Origin of the sequence: Cecembia rubra, from assembly GCF_003014575.1 — a bacterium.
Taxonomy (GTDB): Bacteria; Bacteroidota; Bacteroidia; order Cytophagales; family Cyclobacteriaceae; genus Cecembia_A; species Cecembia_A rubra.
Genome location: NZ_PYGF01000001.1, coordinates 281,743 through 308,003 on the forward strand (window position 1 = coordinate 281,743; position 26,261 = coordinate 308,003).

21 protein-coding genes are annotated in these 26,261 nt (G+C 38.8%); 6 read left to right on the plus strand and 15 right to left on the minus strand.

Annotated features, from left to right (window positions below):
- Positions 1-56: 56 nt before the first annotated feature.
- The 3 genes from CLV48_RS01145 to CLV48_RS01155 form a co-directional block, all read right to left on the minus strand.
- Positions 57-1,391 (minus strand): MFS transporter, encoded by a 1,335-nt coding sequence (locus CLV48_RS01145; protein ID WP_106565404.1) that lies wholly within the window; start codon positions 1,389-1,391, stop codon positions 57-59.
- Between the two features lie 23 nt (positions 1,392-1,414).
- Entirely contained in the window at positions 1,415-3,841 is a 2,427-nt protein-coding gene (locus tag CLV48_RS01150; RefSeq protein ID WP_106565405.1) for a glycoside hydrolase family 31 protein, read from the minus strand.
- A gap of 203 nt (positions 3,842-4,044) precedes the next feature.
- Positions 4,045-5,079 (minus strand): LacI family DNA-binding transcriptional regulator, encoded by a 1,035-nt coding sequence (locus CLV48_RS01155; protein ID WP_106565406.1) that lies wholly within the window; start codon positions 5,077-5,079, stop codon positions 4,045-4,047.
- Positions 5,080-5,426: 347 nt separating this feature from the next.
- Between CLV48_RS01155 and CLV48_RS01160 the strand changes: the two genes are divergently transcribed.
- The 4 genes from CLV48_RS01160 to CLV48_RS01175 all read left to right on the plus strand — a co-directional run bounded on the left by CLV48_RS01160 (position 5,427) and on the right by CLV48_RS01175 (position 12,063).
- Positions 5,427-6,497 carry a SusE domain-containing protein gene (locus CLV48_RS01160; protein ID WP_245889446.1) on the plus strand — a complete coding sequence of 357 codons (1,071 nt, stop codon included), beginning with the start codon at positions 5,427-5,429 and terminating at the stop codon, positions 6,495-6,497.
- A 73-nt stretch (positions 6,498-6,570) separates the two neighbouring features.
- A complete protein-coding gene (locus CLV48_RS01165; RefSeq protein ID WP_106565407.1) occupies positions 6,571-9,360 on the plus strand; it encodes a DUF4961 domain-containing protein in 2,790 nt (929 codons plus the stop codon).
- 18 nt (positions 9,361-9,378) lie between these two features.
- Positions 9,379-10,440 (plus strand): class II fructose-bisphosphate aldolase, encoded by a 1,062-nt coding sequence (gene fbaA, locus CLV48_RS01170; protein ID WP_106565408.1) that lies wholly within the window; start codon positions 9,379-9,381, stop codon positions 10,438-10,440.
- A gap of 72 nt (positions 10,441-10,512) precedes the next feature.
- The gene (locus CLV48_RS01175) at positions 10,513-12,063 is read left to right on the plus strand and encodes an alpha-amylase family glycosyl hydrolase (RefSeq protein WP_106565409.1); all 1,551 of its coding nucleotides are present in this window, start codon (positions 10,513-10,515) and stop codon (positions 12,061-12,063) included.
- A gap of 24 nt (positions 12,064-12,087) precedes the next feature.
- Here CLV48_RS01175 and pfkA read toward each other — a convergent pair whose 3' ends face one another.
- Together pfkA and CLV48_RS01185 are read right to left on the minus strand one after the other, a co-directional pair.
- Positions 12,088-13,074, minus strand: coding sequence for a 6-phosphofructokinase (pfkA, locus tag CLV48_RS01180; protein WP_106565410.1), 987 nt, complete (start codon positions 13,072-13,074; stop codon positions 12,088-12,090).
- Positions 13,075-13,455, minus strand: coding sequence for a methylglyoxal synthase (locus tag CLV48_RS01185; RefSeq protein WP_106565411.1), 381 nt, complete (start codon positions 13,453-13,455; stop codon positions 13,075-13,077).
- Positions 13,456-13,674: 219 nt separating this feature from the next.
- On the opposite strand from CLV48_RS01185, the gene mscL reads away from it, so the two are divergent.
- Entirely contained in the window at positions 13,675-14,091 is a 417-nt protein-coding gene (gene mscL / locus CLV48_RS01190) for a large-conductance mechanosensitive channel protein MscL (RefSeq protein WP_106565412.1), read from the plus strand.
- A 29-nt stretch (positions 14,092-14,120) separates the two neighbouring features.
- On the opposite strand, the gene CLV48_RS01195 is transcribed toward mscL, so the two are convergent.
- From CLV48_RS01195 to CLV48_RS01235, 8 genes are all read right to left on the minus strand, one after another.
- A complete protein-coding gene (locus tag CLV48_RS01195; protein ID WP_106565413.1) occupies positions 14,121-14,579 on the minus strand; it encodes a Spy/CpxP family protein refolding chaperone in 459 nt (152 codons plus the stop codon).
- Between the two features lie 10 nt (positions 14,580-14,589).
- Positions 14,590-14,967, minus strand: coding sequence for a hypothetical protein (locus tag CLV48_RS01200; RefSeq protein ID WP_245889447.1), 378 nt, complete (start codon positions 14,965-14,967; stop codon positions 14,590-14,592).
- A gap of 34 nt (positions 14,968-15,001) precedes the next feature.
- Positions 15,002-15,550: an RNA polymerase sigma factor gene (locus CLV48_RS01205; RefSeq protein WP_106566077.1), complete on the minus strand. Its 549-nt coding sequence runs from the start codon at positions 15,548-15,550 to the stop codon at positions 15,002-15,004.
- An 87-nt stretch (positions 15,551-15,637) separates the two neighbouring features.
- A complete protein-coding gene (locus CLV48_RS01210) occupies positions 15,638-16,561 on the minus strand; it encodes a universal stress protein (RefSeq protein WP_106565414.1) in 924 nt (307 codons plus the stop codon).
- Positions 16,562-17,112: 551 nt separating this feature from the next.
- Positions 17,113-18,591, minus strand: a complete 1,479-nt coding sequence (locus CLV48_RS01220) for a lipopolysaccharide biosynthesis protein (protein ID WP_106565416.1) — start codon at positions 18,589-18,591, stop codon at positions 17,113-17,115.
- A 127-nt stretch (positions 18,592-18,718) separates the two neighbouring features.
- Entirely contained in the window at positions 18,719-19,564 is an 846-nt protein-coding gene (locus CLV48_RS01225) for an FkbM family methyltransferase (protein WP_106566078.1), read from the minus strand.
- A gap of 20 nt (positions 19,565-19,584) precedes the next feature.
- The gene (locus CLV48_RS01230; RefSeq protein WP_106565417.1) at positions 19,585-20,634 is read right to left on the minus strand and encodes a glycosyltransferase family 4 protein; all 1,050 of its coding nucleotides are present in this window, start codon (positions 20,632-20,634) and stop codon (positions 19,585-19,587) included.
- Positions 20,631-23,060, minus strand: coding sequence for a hypothetical protein (locus CLV48_RS01235; RefSeq protein ID WP_106565418.1), 2,430 nt, complete (start codon positions 23,058-23,060; stop codon positions 20,631-20,633). Before CLV48_RS01235 ends, CLV48_RS01230 begins: the two co-directional genes overlap by 4 nt.
- 211 nt (positions 23,061-23,271) lie before the next feature.
- Between CLV48_RS01235 and ffh the strand changes: the two genes are divergently transcribed.
- The gene (gene ffh / locus CLV48_RS01240; protein WP_106565419.1) at positions 23,272-24,609 is read left to right on the plus strand and encodes a signal recognition particle protein; all 1,338 of its coding nucleotides are present in this window, start codon (positions 23,272-23,274) and stop codon (positions 24,607-24,609) included.
- Positions 24,610-24,701: 92 nt separating this feature from the next.
- On the opposite strand, the gene dprA is transcribed toward ffh, so the two are convergent.
- Together dprA and CLV48_RS01250 are read right to left on the minus strand one after the other, a co-directional pair.
- A complete protein-coding gene (gene dprA, locus CLV48_RS01245; protein WP_106565420.1) occupies positions 24,702-25,823 on the minus strand; it encodes a DNA-processing protein DprA in 1,122 nt (373 codons plus the stop codon).
- Positions 25,801-26,157, minus strand: a complete 357-nt coding sequence (locus CLV48_RS01250) for a MerR family transcriptional regulator (RefSeq protein ID WP_106565421.1) — start codon at positions 26,155-26,157, stop codon at positions 25,801-25,803. The genes dprA and CLV48_RS01250 overlap by 23 nt, the downstream gene beginning before the upstream one ends.
- Positions 26,158-26,261 lie beyond the last annotated feature (104 nt).

Genomic DNA, 26,261 nt, shown 5'->3' on the forward strand with positions numbered 1-26,261 from the left:
AAAAATACCGCTTATTTTGGGTAAGCGGTATTGGTTTTTTAAGTTTCTGGACAAAATCATCCATCATGGGTAGCTGCTCTGTTGGTAATCAAAAGATTGGATAAACCAGCAATGATCAAGGATGTGCCTGCCAACAACATGGTAAATATCACTTCTTCCCCAAAAAGGAATTTATACATAATATTGATCCCGCCTATTGCAGCTACAATTTGTGGAATTACAATAAACATATTGAATATCCCCATATAAACCCCCATTTGATTGGGATTGACTGAGCTGGAGAGCATAGCGTATGGCATGGAAAGGATACTGGCCCAAGCAATACCAACCAAAGCAAAGCAAAGATGTAGCATCCATACCTCAGAAATAAAGTAAATAAGTATAAAACCTACCCCACCAGCAATTAAACTAAACATATGTACCAGCTTCCTATTGATCTTCACTTTGGAAGTTATAAAAGCCAGTACCAGGGCAAAAATCATAGAAACTAAGCCATAAGTGCCTAGGTAATTTCCAACACTGTCTGCTGCATTATTGTATTCGATTGATGAAGTATCTGTGGCTTGGAATACATGCTCTGTAATAGCCGGAGTAGCAAAGCTCCACATGGTGAAAAATGCAAACCATGAGAAAAACTGTACGATCCCTAGTTTCAACATTACTTCGGGCATGTTTGCTATATTTCGGAATATTTCTGTGAAACCGGCAAAGAAACCTTTATTTTCTTCTTTTACTTTATTGAATGCCTTGAGGTCAGCTGGTGGATATTCTTCTGTAGTGAGAATAGTGTAAAGGATTGATGAAAAAAGGACTACAGCACCAATAGCAAACGCAAATTTAACTGAATCTGGTACTACACCTGGTTCTGCTGTATTGGGAATACCTATCTGTGTCATGAACCATGGGAGATTACTGGCAATCCATGTTCCTATTCCTATTATTAAAGTCTGAACTACAAAACCAAATGACCTTTGGCTATCAGGAAGCTTATCTGCAACCAAGGCCCTGAATGGTTCCATGCTGATGTTTATGGAAGCATCCAAAACCCAAAGTGAACCTGCTGCAATCCAAAGTGCACTTGAATATGGAGCAAAAAATAATGCCAAAGTAGATAAAATAGCACCTATAAGAAAGAATGGCCGTCTCCTTCCAAACTTTGGATGCCATGTTCTATCGCTCAGATAACCAACTATCGGCTGAACTATGAGTCCTGTCAATGGAGCTGCAATCCATAACATGGGAATGGTGTCTTTTTCAGCTCCAAGGGTTTGAAAAATCCTGGACATAAATCCTCCTTGCAAGGCAAATCCGAACTGGATTCCTAGAAATCCGAAACTCATATTCCAGATCTGCCAAAAGCTGAGTTTGGGTTTGTTTTGATCTTCAGACATTATTTTGGGTGGATTAAATTTTATTAAGGAAGATTGATTTGGAAAGCGGATTCAAAATTTGGAATGGTGACACAAGCAGTATTTTTTGCTACATGATAAGGATGTGAATGTTCAGGAAGAGGATCGAAGTCAGTCAACTTTCCAAGAAAAGCCACATCTTCTTTTTCTACCGGAAGTTTTTCCCCATTTAAAAGGATTTCTTTTGGATCCACTCCATGAATGTATAGCTTGATCTGATTAAATTTTGATTTAAAACTACCTAATGGAGAATCAAAAACAAGTTTTTTCTCATCTGCAGACCATTGAATCATCCTTTTGTAATATTGGCCATTCTGATAGCTTAAGCTTAACCCATCATCTTCATAATATAAGGACCCATTGTCCTCTTTGCCATAATAAAAATGAAGATTTAATATTCCATCAGTATTTTCTCCAGTATGGGAAATGTCGGATTGAAGTGCCAATATGGAGCCGGCTTTCACATAAACAGGTAGGTAACTTGTCGGACAGTCCTGATAAATTACTTGATTACCATGAAAAGTTTTACTGTCAAATAAATAATACCATTCTCCTTTAGGAAGGTAGACTTTTGTGATTTCTTTATAGCTTTCAACTGGAGCTACCAATAAAGAATTACAGAAAATATATTGGTTTTGAAATGCGGAGTCAAAAATCAAATGGTCGTGAGAATAGTCAATAGCTAAGCTTTTTGCCACGGGAATTCCATCCAGGCTGCTCTTATAAAAGGCACTGTAAATGGTTGGAAGAAGTCGATATCGGAGTTTCATATAATTCCTGGAAATCTCCTCAACCTCCTCTCCAAATGCCCAAGGTTCCGCATCATTGCTGTTGATCATGGAATGTGCCCGAAATAAAGGAGCAAATGCCGCAATACTTATCCATCTAGCAAAAAGTCCCTTGCTTGGTTCACCTGCAAATCCACCCACATCATATCCTGCAAAGGAAATTCCACTCAAGCCAAGGCTATTGACCAATCGGATCCCGGCAAGCATATGGTCATCACTGGACACATTATCACCGGTCCAAGCTGCTGCATAGCGTTGCACACCTGAAAAACCTGAACGGGTAAGTATAAATGGCCTCTCTTTAGGATTGTGCATTAAACTTCCCTCCATGGCACTTCTTGCCATCTGCATTCCATAAACATTTCGCGCCTTTCTGTGGCTAACCTGCTCACCTTCATAATGAAAATCGATCAAATTGGGTGTGAACTGACCCCAAGATGCGGGCTCATTCATATCAGTCCAAAAACCGACAACTCCAGCCTCATTATAAAACTGCATTTTTTCTGCCCACCAAGTTCTCGTCTCAGGTTTGGTAAAATCAGGAAAAGCACACCAGCCCGGCCATACCTGTCCCTCATAAATTTCTCCGTCAGGGTAGGTTACAAATAGATTTTTTTCTTTTCCTTCATCAAAAGGATGATAACCTTTGTCTGTTTTAATTCCTGGGTCCATGATTACCACCACCCTGAATCCTTTTTCCCTTAACTGTCTGATCATGGATTTTGGGTCAGAGAATTTTTCAAAGTCGAAAGTAAAGACTTTGTACTTTTCCATATGATGGATATCCAGATATATCACATCAGCGGGCATATCCCTGTTTCGGAAATTATTTGCTAAAGTAATTACTTCTGAATCAGGATAATAAGAGTATCGACATTGCTGAAAACCAAGTGACCAAATCGGTGGCATGAGCATCCTGCCTGTCAATTTGGTATATGCTTCGATAATTTTTGAGACATTGTCTTCATAAAAAAAATAATAGTCCAAGTCTCCATCTTCAGCACTGTAATAGATAAAACGTTTGTTGGATGCTCCAAAATTGAAGACTGTTTTATGGGTATTATCGAAAAAAATCCCATAGGCCAGTTCATTGTGCAGTCCTATGTAAAATGGGATAGACATGTACAGAGGATCATCATTGACCCCGTAAGCAAAATAATCAGTATTCCAATTGGTATATGCTTTACCAAATCGATTGAGATTGCCTGTTTTCTCTCCCAAACCTATAAATTTTTCATCCTTTTGGATTTTTTTATAGTTAGTGACCTCTGTGCCCAGCCACGAAACAGCAAATGCGCTATCGTCTTGGTTGATTATTTTACCTTCCAATGTTTTGAAAGTTAGGCTATATGGTCTCAAATTGACTTGAATTTCCATATTTTCAGTGATAAGAAGTATAGAATCTGAAGTCTCCTTGATCTGAAATCTAGGATTCTGGGGTTCTAGTATCACTGAATATGGGTTAGGTGAAAAAGTATCTTGGTCGCTTACCTGAATTCTTACTGTATGCTTATCATAAATCGAGAGGCAAAAATTAGCCTGTTCAGTATGACCTTTTAACCCTAAATTGGTCTTTTCCCAATATTGCACATTGCCTATGGCAATATTTCTTTTGCCACTGCCCTTTTTAATCAGTGTAGTCATTGTTAGTTCAACAGTTTTATGCTAAGAAAATCAGGCTAAAGCCATATATAAGGCTAATTTAGAAAGTAAAGTCAAAGTAAAAAATCATTCAGAAAGTGGAACAGTTGTACATGCTTCAGGTTATTTGGATAAGTTGTTGGAATTTTAAAAATTATGGCATATTCAAACGTTTGCACAAAAAAATGAAATTTCTTCAAAATAATTCAGGAATTTTTTAAAGAAGATTTCCTGATCAGCAATTCCGTATCCAGGACAAGATCCTCCATATTCAATGGGTTTATCACTTTGTTGTTGATCATTTCCAAAAGGATTTGTGTTGCTTTTTCACCAATTTTTGAGCCTGGTTGCATGACAGATGTTAAGGGAGGATCAATCATTGAGGCGAACTGCCAATTGGAGAAGCCTACGACGCCTACTTCCTCAGGGATTTTTAATCCTAATGACTTAACAGCCAACATAGCTCCTGCTGCGACAATATCGTGATGGGCAAAAATTGCATCAGGCCTGTTATCAGCATCCTTAAATAACTGCACACAACTTTCAAAGCTTTCTTTTTCGTTGGCAATTGGACATTCCACAATAAGTTTCTCATCAACTGGAATTCCTGCTTCATTTAGGGCAGCCAGATAGCCCTCTTTTCTTTTTTTACTTATTGTGAGGTTGGAAGGTCCTGCTAAGTGTAAAATCTTCCTATATCCTTGGTCAATTAAATGTTTTGTAGCTTGATATCCACCATTGAAATCATTAACGGTGACATTTACTGTATTTTCAATATTAGGGGTTCTGTCAAAGAAAACTATTGGCAACTCCATTTCCATTAACTTGATGAAATGAGAAAAGTCAGTGGTTTCTTTTGAATAACTTACCAAAAGTCCGTCAATTTGATTGGAAAGCATAGTTTCAACACTGCTTATCTCCCTTTCTAGTTTTTCGTTGGTTTGACATAAAATTACATTGTAGCCATTTTTATAAGCTACTTCTTCTATTCCCGAAATAACAGTTGAAAAAAAGAAATGTACCACCTCTGGAATCACTACACCGATAGTAAAAGATTTACTTTTCCTCAAACTCAAAGCGACAGCATTTGGTCGGTAATTTAATTTCTCGGCCATCTCCTTTACGCGCTTTTTTGTCTCATCGCTTATTCCAGGATAGTCCTTTAACGCACGTGAAACAGTGGATGAAGACACATTTAGTTCTCTTGCAATATCCTTAATTGTCGCTTGTGCTAATTTCATAAAAATTATCTTTTTCTAAGAATTTAAATATAAATCAAATTACGTCTATTTTCTGCAAATCATTGTTGATTTTTTTCTTAACGAGCCATTAGAAAATCCCAGTATTTGTATAAATCCTACTTAAAATAAGATTTATGCACACGTTTGCGGTGACGTTTGCAAAGTTTTTTTTAATATTTTGTTTTAAGAATATTTGATTAAATAAGGTGCTTGTAGTATTATCATAGAGTATTTTGTGTAGGAGTGGGTGCGTTAATTTTAATTTTCATGATTTGAATTGTGATTTTACAAGTATTAATAGAAAAAAACAATAACAACAATTTGATGAAACAATAAATACCAAAACAATGATGAGATTACTTTCAAAATTAACCCTGGTAGGATTATTACTACCGCTTATTTGGTCTTGCAGTGCAATAGATGAGCCACCAATTATTCCACAACTTCCTGCGACAATTGCATCAGCCCCCAGTTCAATTACTTTAATAGGTGAGGATGAGGAAGAGGTTGTAGTATTTAATGTAAATCCAGCAGATTTCGGTACACCAATGGAAGTAACTTATATTATCCAAATGGACCGTCCTGGAAATAATTTTGCCAATGCTGCAGATCTTGGATCCTCTACTTCCACTACAGTAGAAGTAAAAGCTGCCGATATAAACAGGAGAGCTGTGTCAAGAGGTATAATTGCAGGAGAAGCAGGACCTATGGAATTCAGGGTTAGAGCTGTCCCTTCCCGTTCACTATCTGCCCTTGAGGGAGCAGCTGTAACTATTAACGTGACAACATTTGCCGACCCTGTGGCATTGAGAAATCTTTTCTTAGTGGGAGAAGCTACTGCCAGAGGTTGGAACAACAATGACAATAATCCAGCACTTTTCAGGGACCCTGAAAATCCTGATTTATTTGTTTATTCTGGATTTTTTAATGCCGGAGGATTCAAGGTATTAGAGAATCTGGGAGCGTGGCAGCCTCAGTATGGTACCAATGATGGAACTTCTATTGCCGTAAACCCAGGAAATGGTTCTGATCCGGATGTGTTCAATGTACCTGCTGCTGGATACTATACGTTTACTTTTGACCTTGCTGCAGAGACCTTCTCATTGGTCCCAATAGCCAATGTGCCCGCTGTATTCGGAACTGTTGGCATTATCGGAAGTGCAACTGCAAATGGATGGGATGCAAGTACAGCAATGAACCAGCTAGCGTTTGACAAACACATTTATTATCTGACGGCCACCTTGTCGAATGGAGAAATGAAATTCAGAGCAGACAATGACTGGGCGGTTAACTGGGGCTCAAATACTGCTATTAGTGGCAGAGCTACCCAAGATGGTCCAAATATCCCTGTTGAAGCCGGAACTTTCAAAATCTGGTTTAACTCCCTAGATGGCAGATATGTCAAAATAGACCAATAATTCCTTCAGCAAAAAGGTGAAATGGGCTGCTTGAAAAAGTAGCCCTTTTCATTGAATTTATCTTAATTAAGTAATGAAAAAAATTATCTTCCTTCTTTCCTTTTTTTTAGTTGTTTGTTTTACAGCTATTGCTCAGGTTACTACTGTACCGGGTTTTCCAAGGGCTGATAGTAAAGTCAAAATCATTTATGATGCCACTAAAGGTACTACCGGTTTACAGGGTGTCAATCAAGTTTATATCCATATTGGGGCGGTCACTTCAGGACCCACATCCACTACATGGTCAATTGTCCCAACCCAATGGGGCGTAGATGATCCAAAAGCAAAAATGAAAAAAGTGGAAGGTCAAGATAATCTATGGGAATATGAATTGACCCCAAATGAATTTTTTAACCCTCCAGCAGGGCAGACTATTTTTAGATTGGGAATGGTATTCCGTAATGTAGATGGAACCAGAGAAGGTAAAACCGATACCAATCAGGATTTTTTCATCAATTTAAGCCAAGGATTTCAGGTATTTTTCCAAAGTCCAAGTAACAACACTACGCTTTTGGAATTAGGTGAATCTCAGGAAATCAGGATAGTTTCTTCTGAACCTTCAGATTTAAGCCTTTCTGTAAATGGGACTGTAGTCGCTTCAGCAGGCAATGTGGAAGCACTTCCTTACACATTTACAGCAACCAATGAAGGTGACTTTTCACTTCAGGCAATTGCCAAATCTGGAGAAGAAGAGAGTACAGCAGAAATTACTATTTCTGTGGTGGGACCTAGTCCTCAGGAAGCACTACCAGTAGGAGCAAAAAAAGGCATCAATTATATCTCAGATTCTGAAGTGATTTTGGTTTTGGAAGCACCTAGAAAAAAGAATGCTTTTGTGATCGGTGATTTCAATGATTGGGAAATCAGGTCAGAATTTCAAATGAAACAAACCCCTGATAAAGAACTATTTTGGTATCACTTAAAAGAACTTAACCCTGGCCAAGAGTATATTTTTCAATATCTTATAGATGGAAGTTTAAGAATTGGTGATCCCTATGCAGATAAGACCTCTGATCCTTTCCATGATAATGAAATTATCCAACAAAACAGGTATCCCGGATTGAAACCATATCCACAGGGCAAGACAGAGTTTCAGGCAACATTCTTACAGACTGCGCAGCAACCTTATGAATGGAAGCACTTGAATTACAATAAACCTGCACCCGAAGAACTGGTTGTATATGAATTGTTGGTCAGGGATTTCGATGACAGGCGTACGTTCAAAGCAGTAACTGAAAGGTTGGATTATCTGAAAGAACTTGGTATCAATGCCATTGAATTGATGCCTGTAAAAGAATTTGAAGGAAATATTTCCTGGGGATACAATCCTTCTTTCTTTTTTGCGGTGGATAAATTTTATGGTCCTAAAAATCATCTCAAAGAACTGATTGATGAAGCACATAAACGTGATATGGTTATAATTTTGGATATGGTGCTTAATCATGCTTTTGGACAAAGTCCTTTCGTACGTTTGTATAATGACGGTGATTTTGGTGCGCCAACAGAGGACAATCCCTGGCTTAATAGGGTAGCCAAACACCCATTCAATGTAGGTTATGATTTTAACCATGAAAGTCCATATACAAAAGCATTTGTGGATTCTGTCAATAACTATTGGTTAACTGAATACAAAGTAGATGGTTTCAGATTTGATTTAAGTAAAGGATTTACCCAAGTCAATTCGGGTGATAATGTGGGTTTGTGGAGTCAAAGAGATGAATCCAGGATTGTCATTTGGAAAAATATTTATGACCAGATTAAAAAGAATCATCCTGATGCATATGTGATTTTAGAACATTTTGCTGATAACTCTGAGGAAAGGGAATTGGCAGATTATGGTATGATGTTTTGGGGAAATCTTAATTTTGATTTTAGAGAAATGGCGAAAGGTGGTTCAAGAAATTTTGATTGGGGCTACTATCAGACCAGGGGCTGGTCAAAAAACAATCTTGTATCTTATATGGAAAGTCATGATGAGGAAAGGACCATGTGGGAGTCCCTTACTTGGGGCCAGACTTCTCCTTTAAATATCAGAAATCTCAAAAATGCCGTCAACCGGAATCAACTGATGGCTGCCTTTTTCTTTGCAATACCGGGACCAAAAATGTTATGGCAGTTTGAAGAATTTGGATATGACCTTGAGCTAAATAATGACCGCTTAGGTATCAAGCCAACAAGGTGGAATTATCTTGATAATCCGGACAGACTTCGGCTTTGGAGGTTATATAAAGCCATGATCCATCTGAAGAAAGAACATAATGCTTTCAATAAACCTGAAAATGCCATCTTGAATTTATCACAAAACCTTAAATCAATACGATTGGTGGATGGTGATTTTCAAGTGCTTCTGTTTGGGAATTTTGGACTTACAGATATCAACAATGCTAACCTGAATTTTCCAAATCCCGGCAAATGGTACAATTATTTTACTGGAGAAGAAATAGAAGTAACAGGTAATTCAAAGTCATTCCGTTTGAGGGCAAATGAGTTTTTCTTATTTACCAATAAGCCACTGGAGAAGCCTACTGGAGAGATTTTGATGGAAGACTTGATTACTTCAATAGGTCCTGAAGAAATAAACCCTTCAGCATTTAAAATTTATCCGGTTCCTGCCAGTAATTATATCTGGATCAGCTTGCCTTCTGAATACAATGAATTCAATTATAGGGTGATGGATGTTACAGGGAAAGTGCTGATAGAGAGCGTTTATACAGGTCAGGACAATATTTTGCAAGTGGATGTAAAGGATTTTAAGGCAGGTCTTTATATCTTTGAAATCTTTGATAACCGTCAGGTGGTCAGGAAAAGATTCCTAAAACAGTAATAACCTATTAAAAACATCATGAAATTCAAACCAGGAGTTAAATTCGGAGAAGAACTCAAAGACCTATTGGATTATGCGAAAGAGAGCGAGTTTGCAATGCCCGCAGTCAATGTAATCAATACCAGCACTGTCAATGCTGTATTGGAAACAGCCAAGAAAGTTAATTCACCAGTTATCATACAGTTTTCCAATGGAGGTGCTCAGTTTTATGCCGGCAAAGGTGCGGGCAATGAAAACCAAAAAGGAGCAATTCACGGCGGAATTTCAGGAGCCTTGCATGTACACAGGATGGCCGAAGCTTATGGCGTTCCAGTGATTTTGCATACTGATCATTGTGCCAAAAAGCTCCTACCTTGGATAGATGGTCTTTTGGAAGAAGGAAAGGCATATTATGCTGCATACAAAAAGCCCCTGTTCAGCTCCCATATGTTAGACCTTTCGGAAGAACCTGTTGAGGAAAATATTGAAATTTCTGTTGAGTATTTCAAAAAAATGAAAGCCCTTGAAATGGGAATTGAGATTGAATTGGGCATAACGGGCGGAGAAGAAGATGGAGTGGACAATACAGACGTGGACAGCTCAAGATTATATACCCAACCGGAAGAGGTGGCTTATGCTTATGAACACTTGAAGCAGGTAGGTGATTTGTTCACTGTGGCAGCTTCTTTTGGAAATGTTCATGGTGTGTATAAGCCTGGAAATGTAAGCCTTAAACCAGTTATCCTCAAAAACTCCCAGGATTACATTGCCAAGAAATTTGGTACAGGGCCGAAGCCGGTTTATTTCGTATTTCATGGAGGTTCTGGTTCTACCCAGGAAGAAATCAGAGAAGCTAACAGCTACGGTTCTATCAAAATGAATATTGATACTGATCAGCAGTGGGCATTCTGGGAGGGTGTTAAGAATTATTACCAAGCCAATGAAGCTTATCTACAAAGCCAATTAGGTAATCCAGAAGGTTCCGATAGCCCTAATAAAAAATATTATGACCCAAGAGTATGGCTTCGCAAAGGTGAAGAAAGCTTTATCAAAAGGCTTGAACTGGCCTTTGATATGTTGAATGCCATTGGAAGAAATTGATCATAGACTTTCATTATCATTGAAAAAGTCACTGTGTTGGTGACTTTTTCCTTTTCTAAATTAAGTTTGAATATGAAGTACCATTTTGCATCTATTATTGTCTTGTTAACCACTTTAGTTTCCTGTTCAGGTAAAAAAGCAGGGGAGGTTGAAAACCATTGGCCCTACGCCGGAATTACCTATGAAATTTTCATTCAATCTTTTTATGATTCAGACGGGGATGGAATTGGAGATTTCAACGGGGTTACAAAAAAGCTAGACCATGTCAAAGAATTGGGAGCAAATGCAATTTGGTTTATGCCTATTATGCCTTCACCAAGTTATCACAAATATGATGTAACGGATTATAAAGCTGTCCATCCGGATTACGGTACCATGGAGGATTTTAAGAATCTGATTAAGGAAGCTCATAAAAAGGACATTAAGATAGTTATTGACCTAATTATTAACCATACCAGCAGTGAACATCCTTGGTTTTTGGAGTCCAAAAGTAGCAGAGAAAATCCTTACCGGGATTATTATGTATGGGCGCAAAAGGATACCATTGCTGACTTTATCAACAAAAAAACAATAACTTTAGACAGTGACAATATCCGCCAATGGCATGATCCGGGATTTGGGGAGGATTTTTATTATGGATTTTTTTATGGTGGTATGCCGGACCTTAATTTTGATAATCCCAAAGTAAGAGAAGAAATTTATGAAATTGGAAGGTTTTGGCTTGAAGAAGTAGGGGTGGATGGTTTTAGATTAGATGCAGCAAAGCATATTTTTCCTGATGACAGACCCGAAGACAACCATGCTTTTTGGAAGGAATTCAGACAAAAAATGCAGGCAATTAAATCAGATGTCTATCTAGTAGGGGAGGTGTACGATAGAAAGGAGGTTGTGGCACCGTATTTACCTGGGCTCCCTGCATTATTTAATTTCGATTTCCACTATACCCTGATTGAGGCTTACCAGAAGGAAGATGGGATGTTGTTGGCCAAAAAGCAGAAAGAAGTCTTGGATTTTTATTTGGACATTACAAAAGACTTTATTGATGCGACTTTTTCTTCTAATCATGACCAACAAAGATTATTGAATTCACTTGACCAAAATCCAAGGAAAATGAAGCAGGCAATCAACATTCTGATGACGATGCCCGGTGCACCCTATCTTTACTATGGAGAGGAGATAGGTATGTTGGGATTGAAGCCTGATGAACATATTAGAGAGCCTTTTCTTTGGGACATCAAAGCCAATGATAAAGGGAGGGCATCATGGATAGATCCTGTTCATTCCATTGATGATATGGTAACCCCATTAGCCATTCAAAAATCAATGAGCACGAGTTATTTCAATCATTATAAAGAAATTATAAAATTAAGGAATAGCAATAGAGCACTTGCCCTTGGAAATTTGGAATTGTATGAGGGAGAGCTGGCCCAACCACTGATGGCATATTTCAGAAGCCATAAAGATCAGGCAGTTTTTGTAGCTCATAATTTAAGCGATGTGGAACAAAGCCTCGAAATTCCTGAAGAATATCAAAAAGTCCTTTACACATTTGGGTCTGCGGATTTACAAGATCAAAAAGTAAAATTGCCAGCATATTCAACCATAGTTATTGAAAGACAATAAAAAAGGAGGCCTTGGCCTCCTTTTTTATGTTGAAAGAATTCTTACAACTCTGAAATCATCTTCGTCTACTTCTTTGCTGCCTACAATCGCTTTAGCGATAGGAGTATAGACTACTTTGTTATTGATGACACCGGCCATCACATCGTATTTGCCCTGTAGTAGGCCTTCTACAGCGGCTACGCCCAATTTGCTTGCCAATACCCGGTCTAAAGCAGATGGAGCGCCTCCGCGCTGCAAATGACCCAAAATGGTCACTTTTATATCGTAATAGGGAAGTTGCTTTTTGATTTTTTCAGCAATTTCAGCTGCACCGCCACTTTTTCCCCCTTCGGCAACAATGACAATATTGGATTGTTTCATGGCCTTGGTTCTGGCTTGTAATCTTTCCACCAATTTTTCAATCGGCATTTTTTTCTCTGGAATTAAGGTGGCCGCTGCAGCACTGCCTATTCCGGCATTGATGGCGATAAATCCTGCATCTCGGCCCATCACCTCTACAAAAAAAAGCCTATCATGTGAAGTAGCTGTATCTCTGATTTTATCAATAGCCTCAATTGCCGTATTGCATGCTGTGTCAAACCCTACTGTTAGGTCAGTTCCTGCCAGGTCATTATCAATGGTTCCAGGAATACCGACAGCTGGTATACCATATTCTTTATAGAACAAGTGGGCACCTGTAAGCGATCCGTCTCCACCTATAATTACTAATGCGTCAATTCCGTGTTTTTTTAGATTTTCGTAGGCTTTTTTCCTTCCTTCCTGTGTACGGAATTCCGCACTGCGTGCAGATTTTAGGAAGGTTCCACCTCTTTCAAGGACATGGCTGATATGTTTGGATTCCAGTTTTTTGATTTCATTCTGGATCATCCCCTCATAGCCCCTATAGACACCATACATTTCCAGATTATAATAAAAGCCTGCTCTTACCACAGCCCGAATAGCAGCATTCATTCCCGGCGCATCTCCACCTGAAGTCAATACCGCAATTCTTTTTATTGTCTTTACTTCCATTTAAGATTTCAGTCTTGAGGTTAATTGTTGAAACATCAAACCCGCTGCTGCAGGATTTGTTGCAAGGGGGATATTGTGTACATCACAGATACGCATCAACATCTGTACATCAGGCTCATGAGGATGCTTATCCAAAGGATCCCTAAAAAAAATGACCATGTCCAGTTCTTTTTGAGCTGCCATTGAAGCAATCTGTGCATCTCCACCCAGTGGTCCGGAAAGCAGTCTTTGCACTTTAAAGCCTGCTTTTTCTATATGGGAACCCGTAGTGCCTGTTGCAACCAGTTCAATATCAGAATGGTTGAGCTGTTCCTTAAATCCACTCAAAAAGTGGACCATATCGGCCTTTTTACCGTCATGGGCGATTAAGGCTATTTTCATCTTGTCTTTAATAGGTTTGAATGCGAAAGTTATAAAATTTTGGAGATTTCCCGATGGTGATTGATGTTTTATCCTATTTTCCTCCAAAAGAAGTATTAAAAATCAGGGAGTCCGCAAAATCAGCGGATTTTGGTTTTTATTGAAAAAATGAAACAATTAGTAAATATTTTGATCCAATTTGTTTATTTTCAGACATAAATCATCAACTAAACACAAGCTATGGGATTATTAAAAGAATTTAAGGAATTCGCTGTCAAGGGCAATGTAGTTGACCTTGCGGTCGCTGTTATCATTGGCGGTGCTTTCGGGAAAATCGTTTCCTCCTTTGTGAACGATATTATTATGCCTCCATTAGGAGTATTATTGGGTGGGGTAGACTTCAAAGACCTTTCTTTGACCATCCGGGATGCATATACCACTGATGCTGGAGAACAAATGGCGGCTGTAGTGCTTAGCTACGGTAATTTTATCCAAAATGTAGTGGACTTCCTGATTATCGCTTTCGTGATTTTTATGGCGATAAAAGGAATGAATACCATGAAAAAGAAGAAAGAAGAAGCTCCGGCAGCTCCTCCGGCTCCTCCAAAGTCAGAAGTATTGTTAGAGGAAATCAGAGACCTTTTGAAAAACAAGTAATGAAAAAAAGCAGCGTAAAGCTGCTTTTTTTAGTTTTTATTACTTTCTCCTCTGTCTCTTCCCTGTTGCATTCTGTAAACATGCCTTGTGAAATCACGGTTTGCTCCACCCAACTTTACTGCCTGTGAAGGGCTGATTACCTGAATGATCTCATTCATAAAGCGTTTTTCCCGATTTAAGAGCTTTTCCTGGAGCTCAAATCTTTTGTTGATCAGTTCTTTTGCTTTTTCATCATCTATTTCCCTTCCTGCTTGTCTGTTCAACATGGAAAGCTCCTCCATCATGGATTTTCTTTCTTCCTGATATTGATTAAAGATCGGCCAGAATTTTTCTGCCTGCGAAGCTTTAAGGTCCAATCTGTTCGTAATAAATGCTATACGGGCTGCCTCAAATTTCTCTTGATCGTATTGCTGGTTGCCTCTTTGTGCCATGCTAAGTGAAGCAAAGCATAGGAAAAAGGCCAGGATTAGGATTGTAAGTTTCTTCATCAAAATTGAATTAATACCAAATATCTTCTTCAGGATCGGTTTCAGCCCAATCAAAGCTGCCCCATTCAGTAGCGATAATTTCATCTAATATAGAATTGGGATTGTCTGCCAGTAAAAGTATATCTTCCGCCTGCCAGTACTCAGTGTCTATGTATAAATCAATCTCCTGACTTATCATCAAGTCCATTGGATCAACCTGAGAGGTCTGGGATATAAATACCCATAATCCCAAACCCAGTATGAACACTGCTGCAGCGGCATATTTCAAAGGTTTAGAAAACCATACGGATTTCCGGCTTTCATACCTTTCCAAAATCCTATCAGGCAATTTATCAAAATAGCCTTCAGGTACTAGGTGGATTTCTTTTTTATTCAATTTTTCCATCATTCTTGTTGGTTAGACAGTATAAAATCCAAATGGTTTATTCTGATTTGATTTCCTGTTCTATTTTTTTTGCGGCATGGTGGTAGGAAGCTTTAAGTGACCCGACGCTGGTATCCGTGATTTTGCTTATTTCCTCGTAGCTCAGGTCTTCGAAATACTTCAGGTTAAAGACCAATCTTTGCTTTTCAGGCAGGTTGAGGATTGCTTTGTGAAGTTTTTTTTCGATCATATCTCCGTCTATCAGGGGTGAACTGTCAAGATATTGTTTCATGACTTCCTCGTGGTCTTCAATCTGGAAGAAAAACCTTTTTTTCTTTTGTTGCAAAAAATTCAGGCTTTCATTGGTTGCTATCCTGTACAACCAGGTAAATAGAGAGGAATGGCCCTGAAATTTATGGATATTCTTAAATGCTTTGATGAAAGTGATCTGGGTCAGATCATCTGCATCTTCATGGATAATGACCATTTTTCGGATGACACCATATACTTTTTTCTGAAACCTCTCCACCAAAAGCCTGAAACCCTTGTCTTTTGTGGTTGGGTCATTGATCAGTGCTAAAAGTTCCAGTTCGCTTATTGGTGTCATTAAGTGTTTAGACAAGACTGGTGAGTAATGGTTTAATTCAAAAATCAGAAAAGAAATTGATGAAAAAAAAGCGGGCATTCAGCCCGCTTAAATTTCAAGGATATAATCCAGAATTCCTGCATTCTTCCCCTTAGGTCTTGTGACCAAAAGAGGGAATTCGTCATTAAGTTGGATCAATCGCTCAGCCATACTTCCAATAAATAGGGCAGTGGCAGCTGTTCTCCCCTTAGCTCCAATGATTATGGCATCGGCATTGATTTCCTTTGCTTTGGCAAGGATATCTTCTACTGGATCATCGTCTTCATCCTGGGTATAAACAGGAAGGATGTGAATGTTTTTGGTGTCGATTTTACGGATAAATTTTTTGAAATTGATTTCGGCATGCATCTTCATGATAGAAGTAAACTCTTCATAACTCTTGCCTGTAAAATGGTAACCCGAAGGTACTGTAAAGACATTCTGACATACGATTTCTGTGTTTTTTCCGTACTTTTCGGCAATAAGGATTGCTTCCTCCATGGCATCTTTGGAGTAATCCGAAAAATCAGAAGGAACCAAAAGCCTGTCAATTTTTGGCACAGCATTCTCTGGAATGATCAATAGCGAACAGCTTGCTCTTCTGGCTAAGCGCTGTGAGATGACCCCGGTGCCGGGTAAGTTAACCTTCCTGCCCACAATGATCATGTCTGCCGACTTTTCATGGGCCAGTTTTAGGATTTTTTTAGATAATTGCCCTTCTTTTACAATGTAGGAAAACTCAATATCACTGACTGCTCCAAAGGTCTTTTCTACTACCTCCTTCATTTGGCCTTTCCTTTCCTCCACCATATTTTCAATAAGATTGGGGAATTCACTGAGGACCTCTTTGGGGATATTAAGGTTTCGAATAACATTAGTAAAATAAATTTTTTTGGTCTGATTAGCCTTGGCTATAAAAGAAGCAAACCTGACAAGGGTTTCATCCAAGGAGGTTTGATCCAGACAAACAATTAATTTTTTGATTTGATACATTTTATTAATGCCTTTTGGTACTGCAAAATTAATGATAATTGGGCTGAGAAGTTGAAATTTTTAGAATATTATTTTGTGCCGTCCGTATAATTTTTTCAATAATTGATTTTTTATTCTGTTGTTTCCGATATTTTGACAAACAAATCTTTCGGCTTCGTTTTTGAATTCCCTCAAATTGTTTAACTGCTTCTCAAACCTCCATAAAATTACTGTTAGGATTATTACAACAAAATCTTTTTTGGCAAGTGGGGTATAAGCTAGTTGGAAGGTTTGAAATTCAAGGACTCCCATAAACCATTTTATTCTCCCCAAAATGATCAACTTTTCCCTGAATAAATCCGTATATTTGCGCAAAGGCTCGGGTCGCTGACATGTTCCAACTTCACAATTAAAAAACAATTCCGAGTGAAGCCCTTTCCAAAAACAGGCCTCATCCCTTTCTGATAACCTGTCAGTTTTGGGACCTCGTATCTTAGGATTCAGGATAACAGTGGAAGTTTGCGGTCTTCAGGCAGCTCAAATCTTGTCTATAAAGAGGTTTGGCAACAACTCTAAGGCCTGAGCCCTTTTATTTTTTGTATCAACTCATTTTGACTTTTTTCAGCAATTTTAAACCCATATACTCCACCAATATAAAGTATTGTGATCAGTGCCGAACGAACAATCAGATCCCAAAAACCTGCATCCATCCACACCAACGAATAATATTGAGCTACGAAAACAAAGATTCCCAAGACAATTATTTTTAAAACATCCCATGTGAAAGGATCGAGATTCAACCTGATTTTTACATAATAATATTTGATAATATTGTACGATCCCATTGCCAGGAAAGAGGCTATGGCAGCCCCTTCAATACCATAAATTGGAATAAGCCATAAATTCAAAACAATGACTATGATGCTCATGACCATAGTGGCAGTGATGTTGAAAACATAATACCTTGAATAAACAATTATTTCTCCGTTTATTGAGAAAAGGATATCGATGATTTTCCCCAATCCAATCCAAAACACTACCCATTTTCCTGTTTCATAAACTTCTTTGTTTGGTATGAAGTGATAAAGGTTATTGATGTTGGCCCAGATACCTAGAAACAATAAAAGGCAAATCAATAATTGGTGAACTGCTACCTGCTTGTAAAGTCGATCGATTTTATCTATTTCATTTTTTGCGAAGTATTCAGCTACCACAGGCATCACTACCTGGGATACAGCCCTTCTTGGCATTTCAATAACAATGGCTATGGCAAAACCAATGCTGTAAATTGCATTGGCATCCAATCCCAACATGGATGCAACCATAAGACTGTCAATTTTCATGATCAAAAGTGATCCCGTGGTTCCAAGGAGGGTAATCAGGCTATATTGTAAAAACTCATTGATAAAACCTCTTGGGAAGATTTTAAAATCAAAGTTTATTTTGAAAATACCCAATCGGATCATGTAAATCATCATGCCCAAAAGTGTTGCTAGGTAAATCAAAGCAAGACTCCAAATCAATTGTTCAAATTGTATCCAATTCAAAAAATACAATAGAACAATGATCGAAACCAATATCCTCAAAAATACTTCCCTGAAAAAAGTCGGAACTGCAATTTCAAGAAATGACCTACTAAAAGCATCCAAAATTGAATTCAGCACTGAAAAAAGCATCAGAACCAAAACCACTCCAAAAAAATCGATCACTTCTGGTGAATTCGCTGCAAATGCGAGAATAAGGTAATGCTTGAAAAGCCAAAATAGTATGGCTACAAGAAAAGCTCCTACCAAGCTTAGCAATAGGCTCATTGTGAAAAATGAAAACTGATGGTCCCTGATTTTTGGATAGAATCTGGTAATCCCATTTCCCAGCCCCAATTGCGCAAAAGGAACCAAAATGAGGGCCATATCCTGGACCGTCCTGAACAATCCAAGTTGGTTCGGGTCCAACACATATGGAAGAAGCCAAAGCACATTAAAGTAACCTATCAAAACCCCCAGGTAGGAAGAAAAGGTGGTTAGGATACTCTGCTTGGCAATTATTCTCATAGGCAACAAAAATATAAAGATACTTGGATTAATATGTATATCCGTAATTTCCCCAGTTCTTCAATACCATATTGTTAGATTCAATCAGGACTTAGGGTTAGTTTCAATAGTTTCGGTTACATCGAGGTCAATTTTTTTGGTAGGCCAGGACATTACAAAAATTATTTCGGATCAGTTCTATGGACTTTAATTTTCCGCGTAAACCAATTTGTTTAAAAGAATATCCATAACCCTTTAGAAATTCCAAAATTTCATCCGCTTCATAGCCTGCTGATTGGCAAGCCTCTTTGTTGATTTCAATAATCAGGGTAGGCTTAAATTTGGAAATGCTTTTAGTTGCCCCTTTTAATACTTGAAGCTCAGCACCTTCTACATCTATTTTTATTAAGTCAACCCGGGAAGGCTGAAGTTTTTCCAATTGATTATCTAAGGTATCCAGTTCAATTTTCTGGATTAAAAAAGTGTGTTCTGGACTTGGGAAAATGGTATTGACGCCTTCATTACTACCCTCTTTTCCATAAAGGTTTATTTCTCCAGGATTATCTGATAAACCCAACTGAATCGCCTCAATGGTGTTTTTGTAGCTTGGATTCAGGGAGATATTCACCTTTAACTGGGAGAAAATTTCATCCATAGGTTCAAAAGCCAATACTTTACCACTTGCAGTGGTTTTTCTTGCAGCCCATAATGCATATTCTCCCTGATTGGCTCCAATATCAATAAAAGTTTTTCCTTTTTTGAGGAATTTTTCAAGTACAAATATGGGGCGCCAATCATGGGCACCTCTCCAATAAATGGAAGAACCCATACTTTTGGAGATATCCACTTTCATATTTATTCCTCTAAAGCTGAACGTTCTCCATTCCTTTTCTTTGTATGCTTTTGCGAAAAGGCCTTTCAAGAATTGTACTAAAAAGTAACCTCCTGGAATGATATATAGCCTCCTTGAAAATGCCGCTGCAATTCTTTCCATGTTCCTGATTTGAATCATTTCTAATAGGGAAGTACTGAAAATAATTGTTCCTTTCTCCTTCTGAGACTATAGCGCTCAATTATTCTCTGTCTAACCATATCTGTATCATTACTTGATATTGGCATTGGAATCCTCCTTTTCATGGTTTTTTCAAGCTTATTAAGATCCCTTATTGGGATAACTTCTCCATTGTCTCCCACAATTTCTGGAAGAATATTTACCTTGCTGACTATAGGAATACATCCACAAAGCATGGCTTCACAGAGCGCACAGCCAAATCCCTCAAAACTGGAAAGCTGAAAATAATAACTGTGCCTTAAAAATTCGGATTTTAGCTTTTCATGGGGTAATTTCCCCAAGAATTTTAAGTTTTCGGGAACTTCAAGGCCTTTCGGATTATCCATTCCTACGATGGTAAATTGACAGTCTTTTAATCTTTTGGCAAGTTCAACTATTAAATCACCACCTTTTAAAATAAACTGGGAGGGAGATAAAACACTGATAAATGATTTTTGGTGACGTTGTTCAGTTTTTTTCCCTTGCCAGAAAGTTTCGTCAAAGCCATTATGAATTACCTTATATGCAGTTGTTAATTTGGGAAAATGAAATAATACTCCGTTTCCAATAGGTTTTCCGTTATCTAGAAAATTGTTTTCACTACTGACCAAAGATTCGCTTACCGGCAGTAATAAGCTTGCCCATTCATAGGATTTTTTACAGAACCATTTCAAAAGAGGAATTCTTAAACTGCCATAATTTAATTGGGGAATGGAAGCACAATCTGTTCCATGTAGCACGATATAGACTGGTTTATTGAAAATCTTTCCCAAAAGTGCAGGGAAAAAAGACCAATATCCACCAAAGTGAACAAAGATAATCTTCACTTCATTGATCCGGGATAAGAGGTGCAAGAACTGGGCTATTAAATAAAACGGTGCCAATTCTTTCCTTGTCCAGTTGTAGGTATTGATAATCAAGTCATACCTTTCAGTCAATATTTTGATATCCTGAAGTACAAAAGACTGGAAAGATGGAGTTACAAAAAAAACCTTTGGCTTCCTGGATTTCATGTTTCTATTTTAGCCTGGTAAAAGCTATATCCAAGTCCTATGATTAATAGTGCAGAAATCAAATATTGCATGATTACTACTATGATTTTGGTTTTGAAATAGGACTCAGGTTCAAATTGCATAATGACTGTGGAAATTCCCTGGGGAACCTCAATACCTCTCAGTAGGTAATTGGTCCTGATAATGGAAGCATTATTCCCATTGATGCTTGCTTTCCAGCCTTTAGGGTAAAATACCTCAGAAAACACAACCAGACCACCTTCCGTTGCATCTACTTCATATTCCAAGAGATAGGGTTTTCTATTGATCAATTTTACCGTACCTCTACCGGTTTTTTGCTTTCCAAATTCGGATTCATTTACGGTTGCTGTGAATTTTGTGTCAATACTTGCGACCAAATTGATTTCCTCATCATTAGTAATCACATTTTTTATTTCAGAAGGGAACCAGGCCACCCCATTGGCCTCAGGGTTTAAGAAAACAGCATTTTCTCCTCTTCCTGCCATTAGGTATTTGGTGTTTAGCATGTTGAGGGCATTCAGCCCCTTCCAGTCGAACTCACCTTCTTGGGCTTTTTGAATGAAGGCCTGCATTTCGGGCCCCAATACATTTTCAATTAATTCCTGATAGCGCTTCATCTTGGCACCATGATATCCTCCAATACTGTTATGGTAATAACTTATCCTGGCATCATTAAAAGGATTATCAATGTTCAATACCCTGTAATAATCTTTGTCCTGGAGTATTTTTTCATCAGCTGGTGTAATGGAGAAAAATTGTTCAGATGGATTGTATTGCATAGCATCATCTCCCAAATACCTTCTGTTGACAGTCCAAAGGTCAATAATAAGCATTACTGCCATACCCAAAGCTGCTAATTGTAGGGATAACCTTTTGGTTAAAGCTGCCCAAATTAGTCCCGCAGATAGCACAATTAGTAAAATAGATTTTAAAGCACTGCTTTTTAACATGGTTTTCCTGTCTTCCATTAGGGCATCTGCCAGCCAATCAGGGAAGTTGCTGTCAATGGGTGCTCTAAAGCTGAACATTCCAGCAAATAGCCAGAAAAATGCAGCAAGCCCTGCTGTAGTACCCAGGGCGATCAATAAGTTTTTGTTGAAATTGTCTTTTAAATTGGATTTAAAAAGATTTTCAAGACCTAATACTCCCAATACCGGTATGGCAAATAAAGCCATGGACAGGGCCATGGTTACCGCTCTGAATTTGTTGTAACCAGGCAAAAAATCAAACAGAGTATAATTGAACCATTCTAGGTTCTTTCCCCAGGCTAGTAAAAGTGACAGAACTGTAATGCTGAGGAAAATTGATTTCTGTCTTTTGGGAGTGTAAAGAATGCCTAAAACAAAAAGAAATACCATAATGGCTCCTCCGTATATTGGGCCACCGGTTCCGGGTTGATCTCCCCAATACGTTCTCGCGTTCTTTACAAAATCTCTGGTCTGTGCCGCATCAATTCCATTTGATCTAAGGGCTTGTTCTGTTTTAGAGTTATCTGGTAATGCCTCTGTACTGCCTCCCCCATAAAGGTATGGTACAAGTAGGGTCAAGGTCTCTAATTTACCCTGAGACCAATTGAATGCATAATCCTTGTCCAAGCCTGATGAAGTTACTTGTGCCGAACCCAAATTTCCAGGTCCTCGGGTAGAATAGGGGCTATATTCCAACACGGTCATGAATCTGCTAAGGTTTGCGCCTACAGCTATGATCAAACCTATTATCAAAATGCCCAGTGCTTTTGCAAAAGCTCCAAAAAGCTTTGATTTATAAACATGGACCAATTCTCCAATACCATAAATCAACACTACCAAAACTGTGTAATAGGTAATCTGCAGGTGGTTAAATTTCAACTGAAGCATCAACCCAAATGCAAAAAGGGCCAAGCCAATTAAGTACTTTCTTTGGAAAGTAAGATGGATTCCCGCAAGGATGAAAGGTATAAGACAGATGGCCCAGATTTTAGCATTATGTCCTGCATCCAGACTGATCAAATGGAAGGTGTTAAAAGCAAAGGCAATTGAACCTAGGATTGAAAATTCAGGCCTGACTTTGAAACTCAAAAGTAGGATATACATGGCCACCATGCCAAAAAACAGGGAATTGACAGGATGGGGAAGACCTAGGGTGATAATTTTGGTTAATGTATTGGTGATGTCACCCGGAACTTCAAAACTCACCAAATAGGCCGGCATACCACTGAACATTCTCGAGGCCCAAAGCGCCTCATCTCCGGTTTCTTTCCTGTAGTCCAGGATTTCTTTTGAAGCGCCTTCCCATTGGAGGATATCGTATTGGAATATAATTTTCCCATCGAAGATTACTGGGGAAAAATAAAGTACAACTACCAGGTAAAAAAAGACAATACCAACCAAATGGGGCAAAATATCTTTCTTGAAATTGATCTGCATTTTTCTCGTTGCATTTTAAAGTCAGTCCGCAAATTAGGAATAAAAGGGAAAAGCATGGCCGAAAAAATCCAAATTGTATTTTCAAACACAAAAATTTCAGGAAAGGATTGGGAAAAAACCGAAGAGGTCAGGTCCCCAAAGTTCATTATGTATGCAGACATTCCGCAATAACCAAATTAATTCCTATTTTTGCCTCAAATAGAATGCAGGCATGTTTGATAATCTTAGTTTAAAATTAGATAGAGCTTTTAAGACCCTCAAGGGTACCGGTAAAATCACCGAAATCAATGTGGCCACTACTGTAAAGGAAATCCGTAGGGCCCTGATTGATGCGGACGTGAATTATAAAGTTGCCAAGGAAGTAACTGATACCATCAAAGAACAGGCATTGGGCAGGGACGTGTTGATAGCGGTATCACCAGGCCAGTTGTTGGTAAAGATCACACAGGAGGAGTTGACCAAATTGATGGGTGGATCGAAAGTGGATGTAAACATCAAAGGAGATCCAGCGGTGATTTTGATTTCGGGTTTGCAGGGTTCGGGTAAGACTACTTTTTCTGGTAAGTTTGCCAATTTATTGAAAAAACAAGGCAGACAGGTTCTATTGGCAGCTTGTGATATTTACCGACCTGCTGCGATCGACCAGTTGAAAGTATTGGGAGAGCAGATCGGAGTGGAAGTATATGCTGAGCCCGAAAATAAGAATGCCCTTGAAATTGCCAGTAGGGCAGTAGAATATGCCAAGAAAAACGGTAAGAAGATAGTCATCATCGATACTGCGGGCCGTTTGGCAGTTGACGAGCAGATGATGAAGGAAATTGAAGCCCTCAAAAAGGCCCTCAATCCTTCGGAGACGCTTTTTGTAGTGGACTCCATGACTGGTCAGGATGCAGTCAATACAGCCAAAACATTTGATGAAAGACTGAATTTTGATGGTGTAGTATTGACCAAATTGGATGGTGATACCCGTGGTGGTGCGGCCATTTCTATCCGTCACGTAGTCAATAAGCCGATCAAATTTATTTCTACAGGTGAAAAAATGGAAAACATTGATGTTTTCCACCCTGATAGGATGGCCCAGAGAATCTTGGGCATGGGAGACGTGATCTCTTTGGTAGAGCGTGCCCAACAGACATTTGACGAAGATGAAGCCAAGCGTATCAATGCCAAGATCCGTAAAAACCAGTTCAATTTTGACGATTTCCTTTCCCAACTGGAGCAGATCAAGAAAATGGGTAACATCAAGGATCTTGTGGGGATGATTCCGGGCATGGGCAAGGCCATGAAAGGATTGGATATAGATGACGACTCTTTCAAACCTATTGAAGCCATTATCAGAAGTATGACCCCTGCTGAAAGGGAGGATCCGGATATCATTGACGGAAACAGAAGAAAGAGAATTGCCAACGGCAGCGGAAGAAGTATTACAGAAGTCAATAACCTAATGAAGCAGTTTGCCGATATGCGAAAGCTGATGAAGCAGATGAATAAAATGGGCGGTGCCAAAAAGGCCATTGGAAATATGATTCCTGGAATGGGAAGAAGGTAAAGAATGGACCAGGTAAAATTTGGAAGGAGGATTTCATGAGGGTACAAGGATGTGACTCGGAAACAATTGACATCAAGTTTTCCTGATGGAAATTAAGGGCTTTTTAGCTTATATCTTTTTCCAGGTAAAGACTGTATATATCCCTCAAATTCAAGGTTTAATAACCTGATAGCTAAAGTGGAAACAGATGTATCGAGCAGCAATGCCATCGTATCTATTTCCACTTCTTTTTTTGTCTGCAAGAGGAGGATGATTTCCTGGTCTTCCTGTTCAAATTTGGAAAGGTCCCAAGTAAGGGATGCATTGTCTTTAAGGGAATGTTTGGACCAGGAAAGGCATTCTTCCAGGTCTTTGGGACCTGTATAAATAGAAGCTTTCATGCTTCTGATCAAATTATTGCATCCTTCACTGAAGGGTGCCTGAAGATTGCCCGGTACTGCCAAAACCTCTTTGTTGTAGCTGTAGGCAATTTCAGCGGTAATCAATGCCCCCCCTTTTTTAGCCGCTTCCACAACTATCAGGGCATCTGAAAGTCCGGCTATGACCCTGTTTCTTTTAGGGAAATTGGTGGGATGCATGATGGTACCTGGGGAAAATTCACTCAAAAGTCCTCCTTCTTCAAGCATGCTTTGTGCGGTTGCTTTGTGTGCTGAAGGATAGATTTGATCCACTGAGGAGCCCAAAACGGCAATTGTGGGAAGATTATGGTTGAGTGCATTTCGGTGTGCTTCAATGTCTACCCCGTAAGCCAATCCACTGATTACCGTAGGCTGATAGGGGGCAAGGTCTTCAATGATCTTTTTGGTGATGGCTTTACCATATTCCGTAATATTCCGGGTACCTACGATTCCAATCGTTCTTGCAGGATTGAAATTGATATTTCCTTTATAAAAAAGTACAACAGGACAGTCTTCCAACCCCTTTAATCTTAGCGGAAAATTTTTGTCTGAAAAAGTTACAATTTCGATGTTTTTTTTCCGGCAGGCATGAATGACGTCTTCGGCAGACTTCAGGTACTCCTGTTTATTGGCCCTAAATGAAAGCAGCTTAGGACTGATCCTGGGGATTTTAGCAGCTTTGCCGGCGGGCATTTCAAAGAAGTTTTTGGCAGAACCTGCATAACCCACGATATTCCTACAGATGGCAGGGCCTATTTGTGGTATAAAGTTGAGCGCTATTTCATATACCAGATCATCTTTCTCCTGGACCAACATGCATTTTGTCTCTAATTTCGATTAAAAAACGTTTGATTTGATGAAGCCTGTCCACCATACTTGCTTTGTCAAAAACTTGTTCCTCATCTTTTTTGATCACTTCCTGAGCACCTTGAAGCGTATATCCCTTTACCTTCACCAATTGGTAGATGTAGCGGATTTTTTCAATGTCATCTTTGGTAAACCTCCTGTTGCCCTTTTTATCCTTTTTGGGTTTGATGATGTCAAATTCACCCTCCCAATACCGAATGAGTGATGGGGCTACCTTAAACATACTGGCTACTTCGCCTATGGAGTAATACTTTTTCTCAATTTCTCTTTCTTTGTATGGCACGGCTTTCGGTTTTAGGTTTCAGTGTTCAGTTCAAATTTGGTTCCAATCTTCAAAAATTAAAGGATTATCTAAATTTACTTTGCCTTTTTCAAGAAGTAAACTGT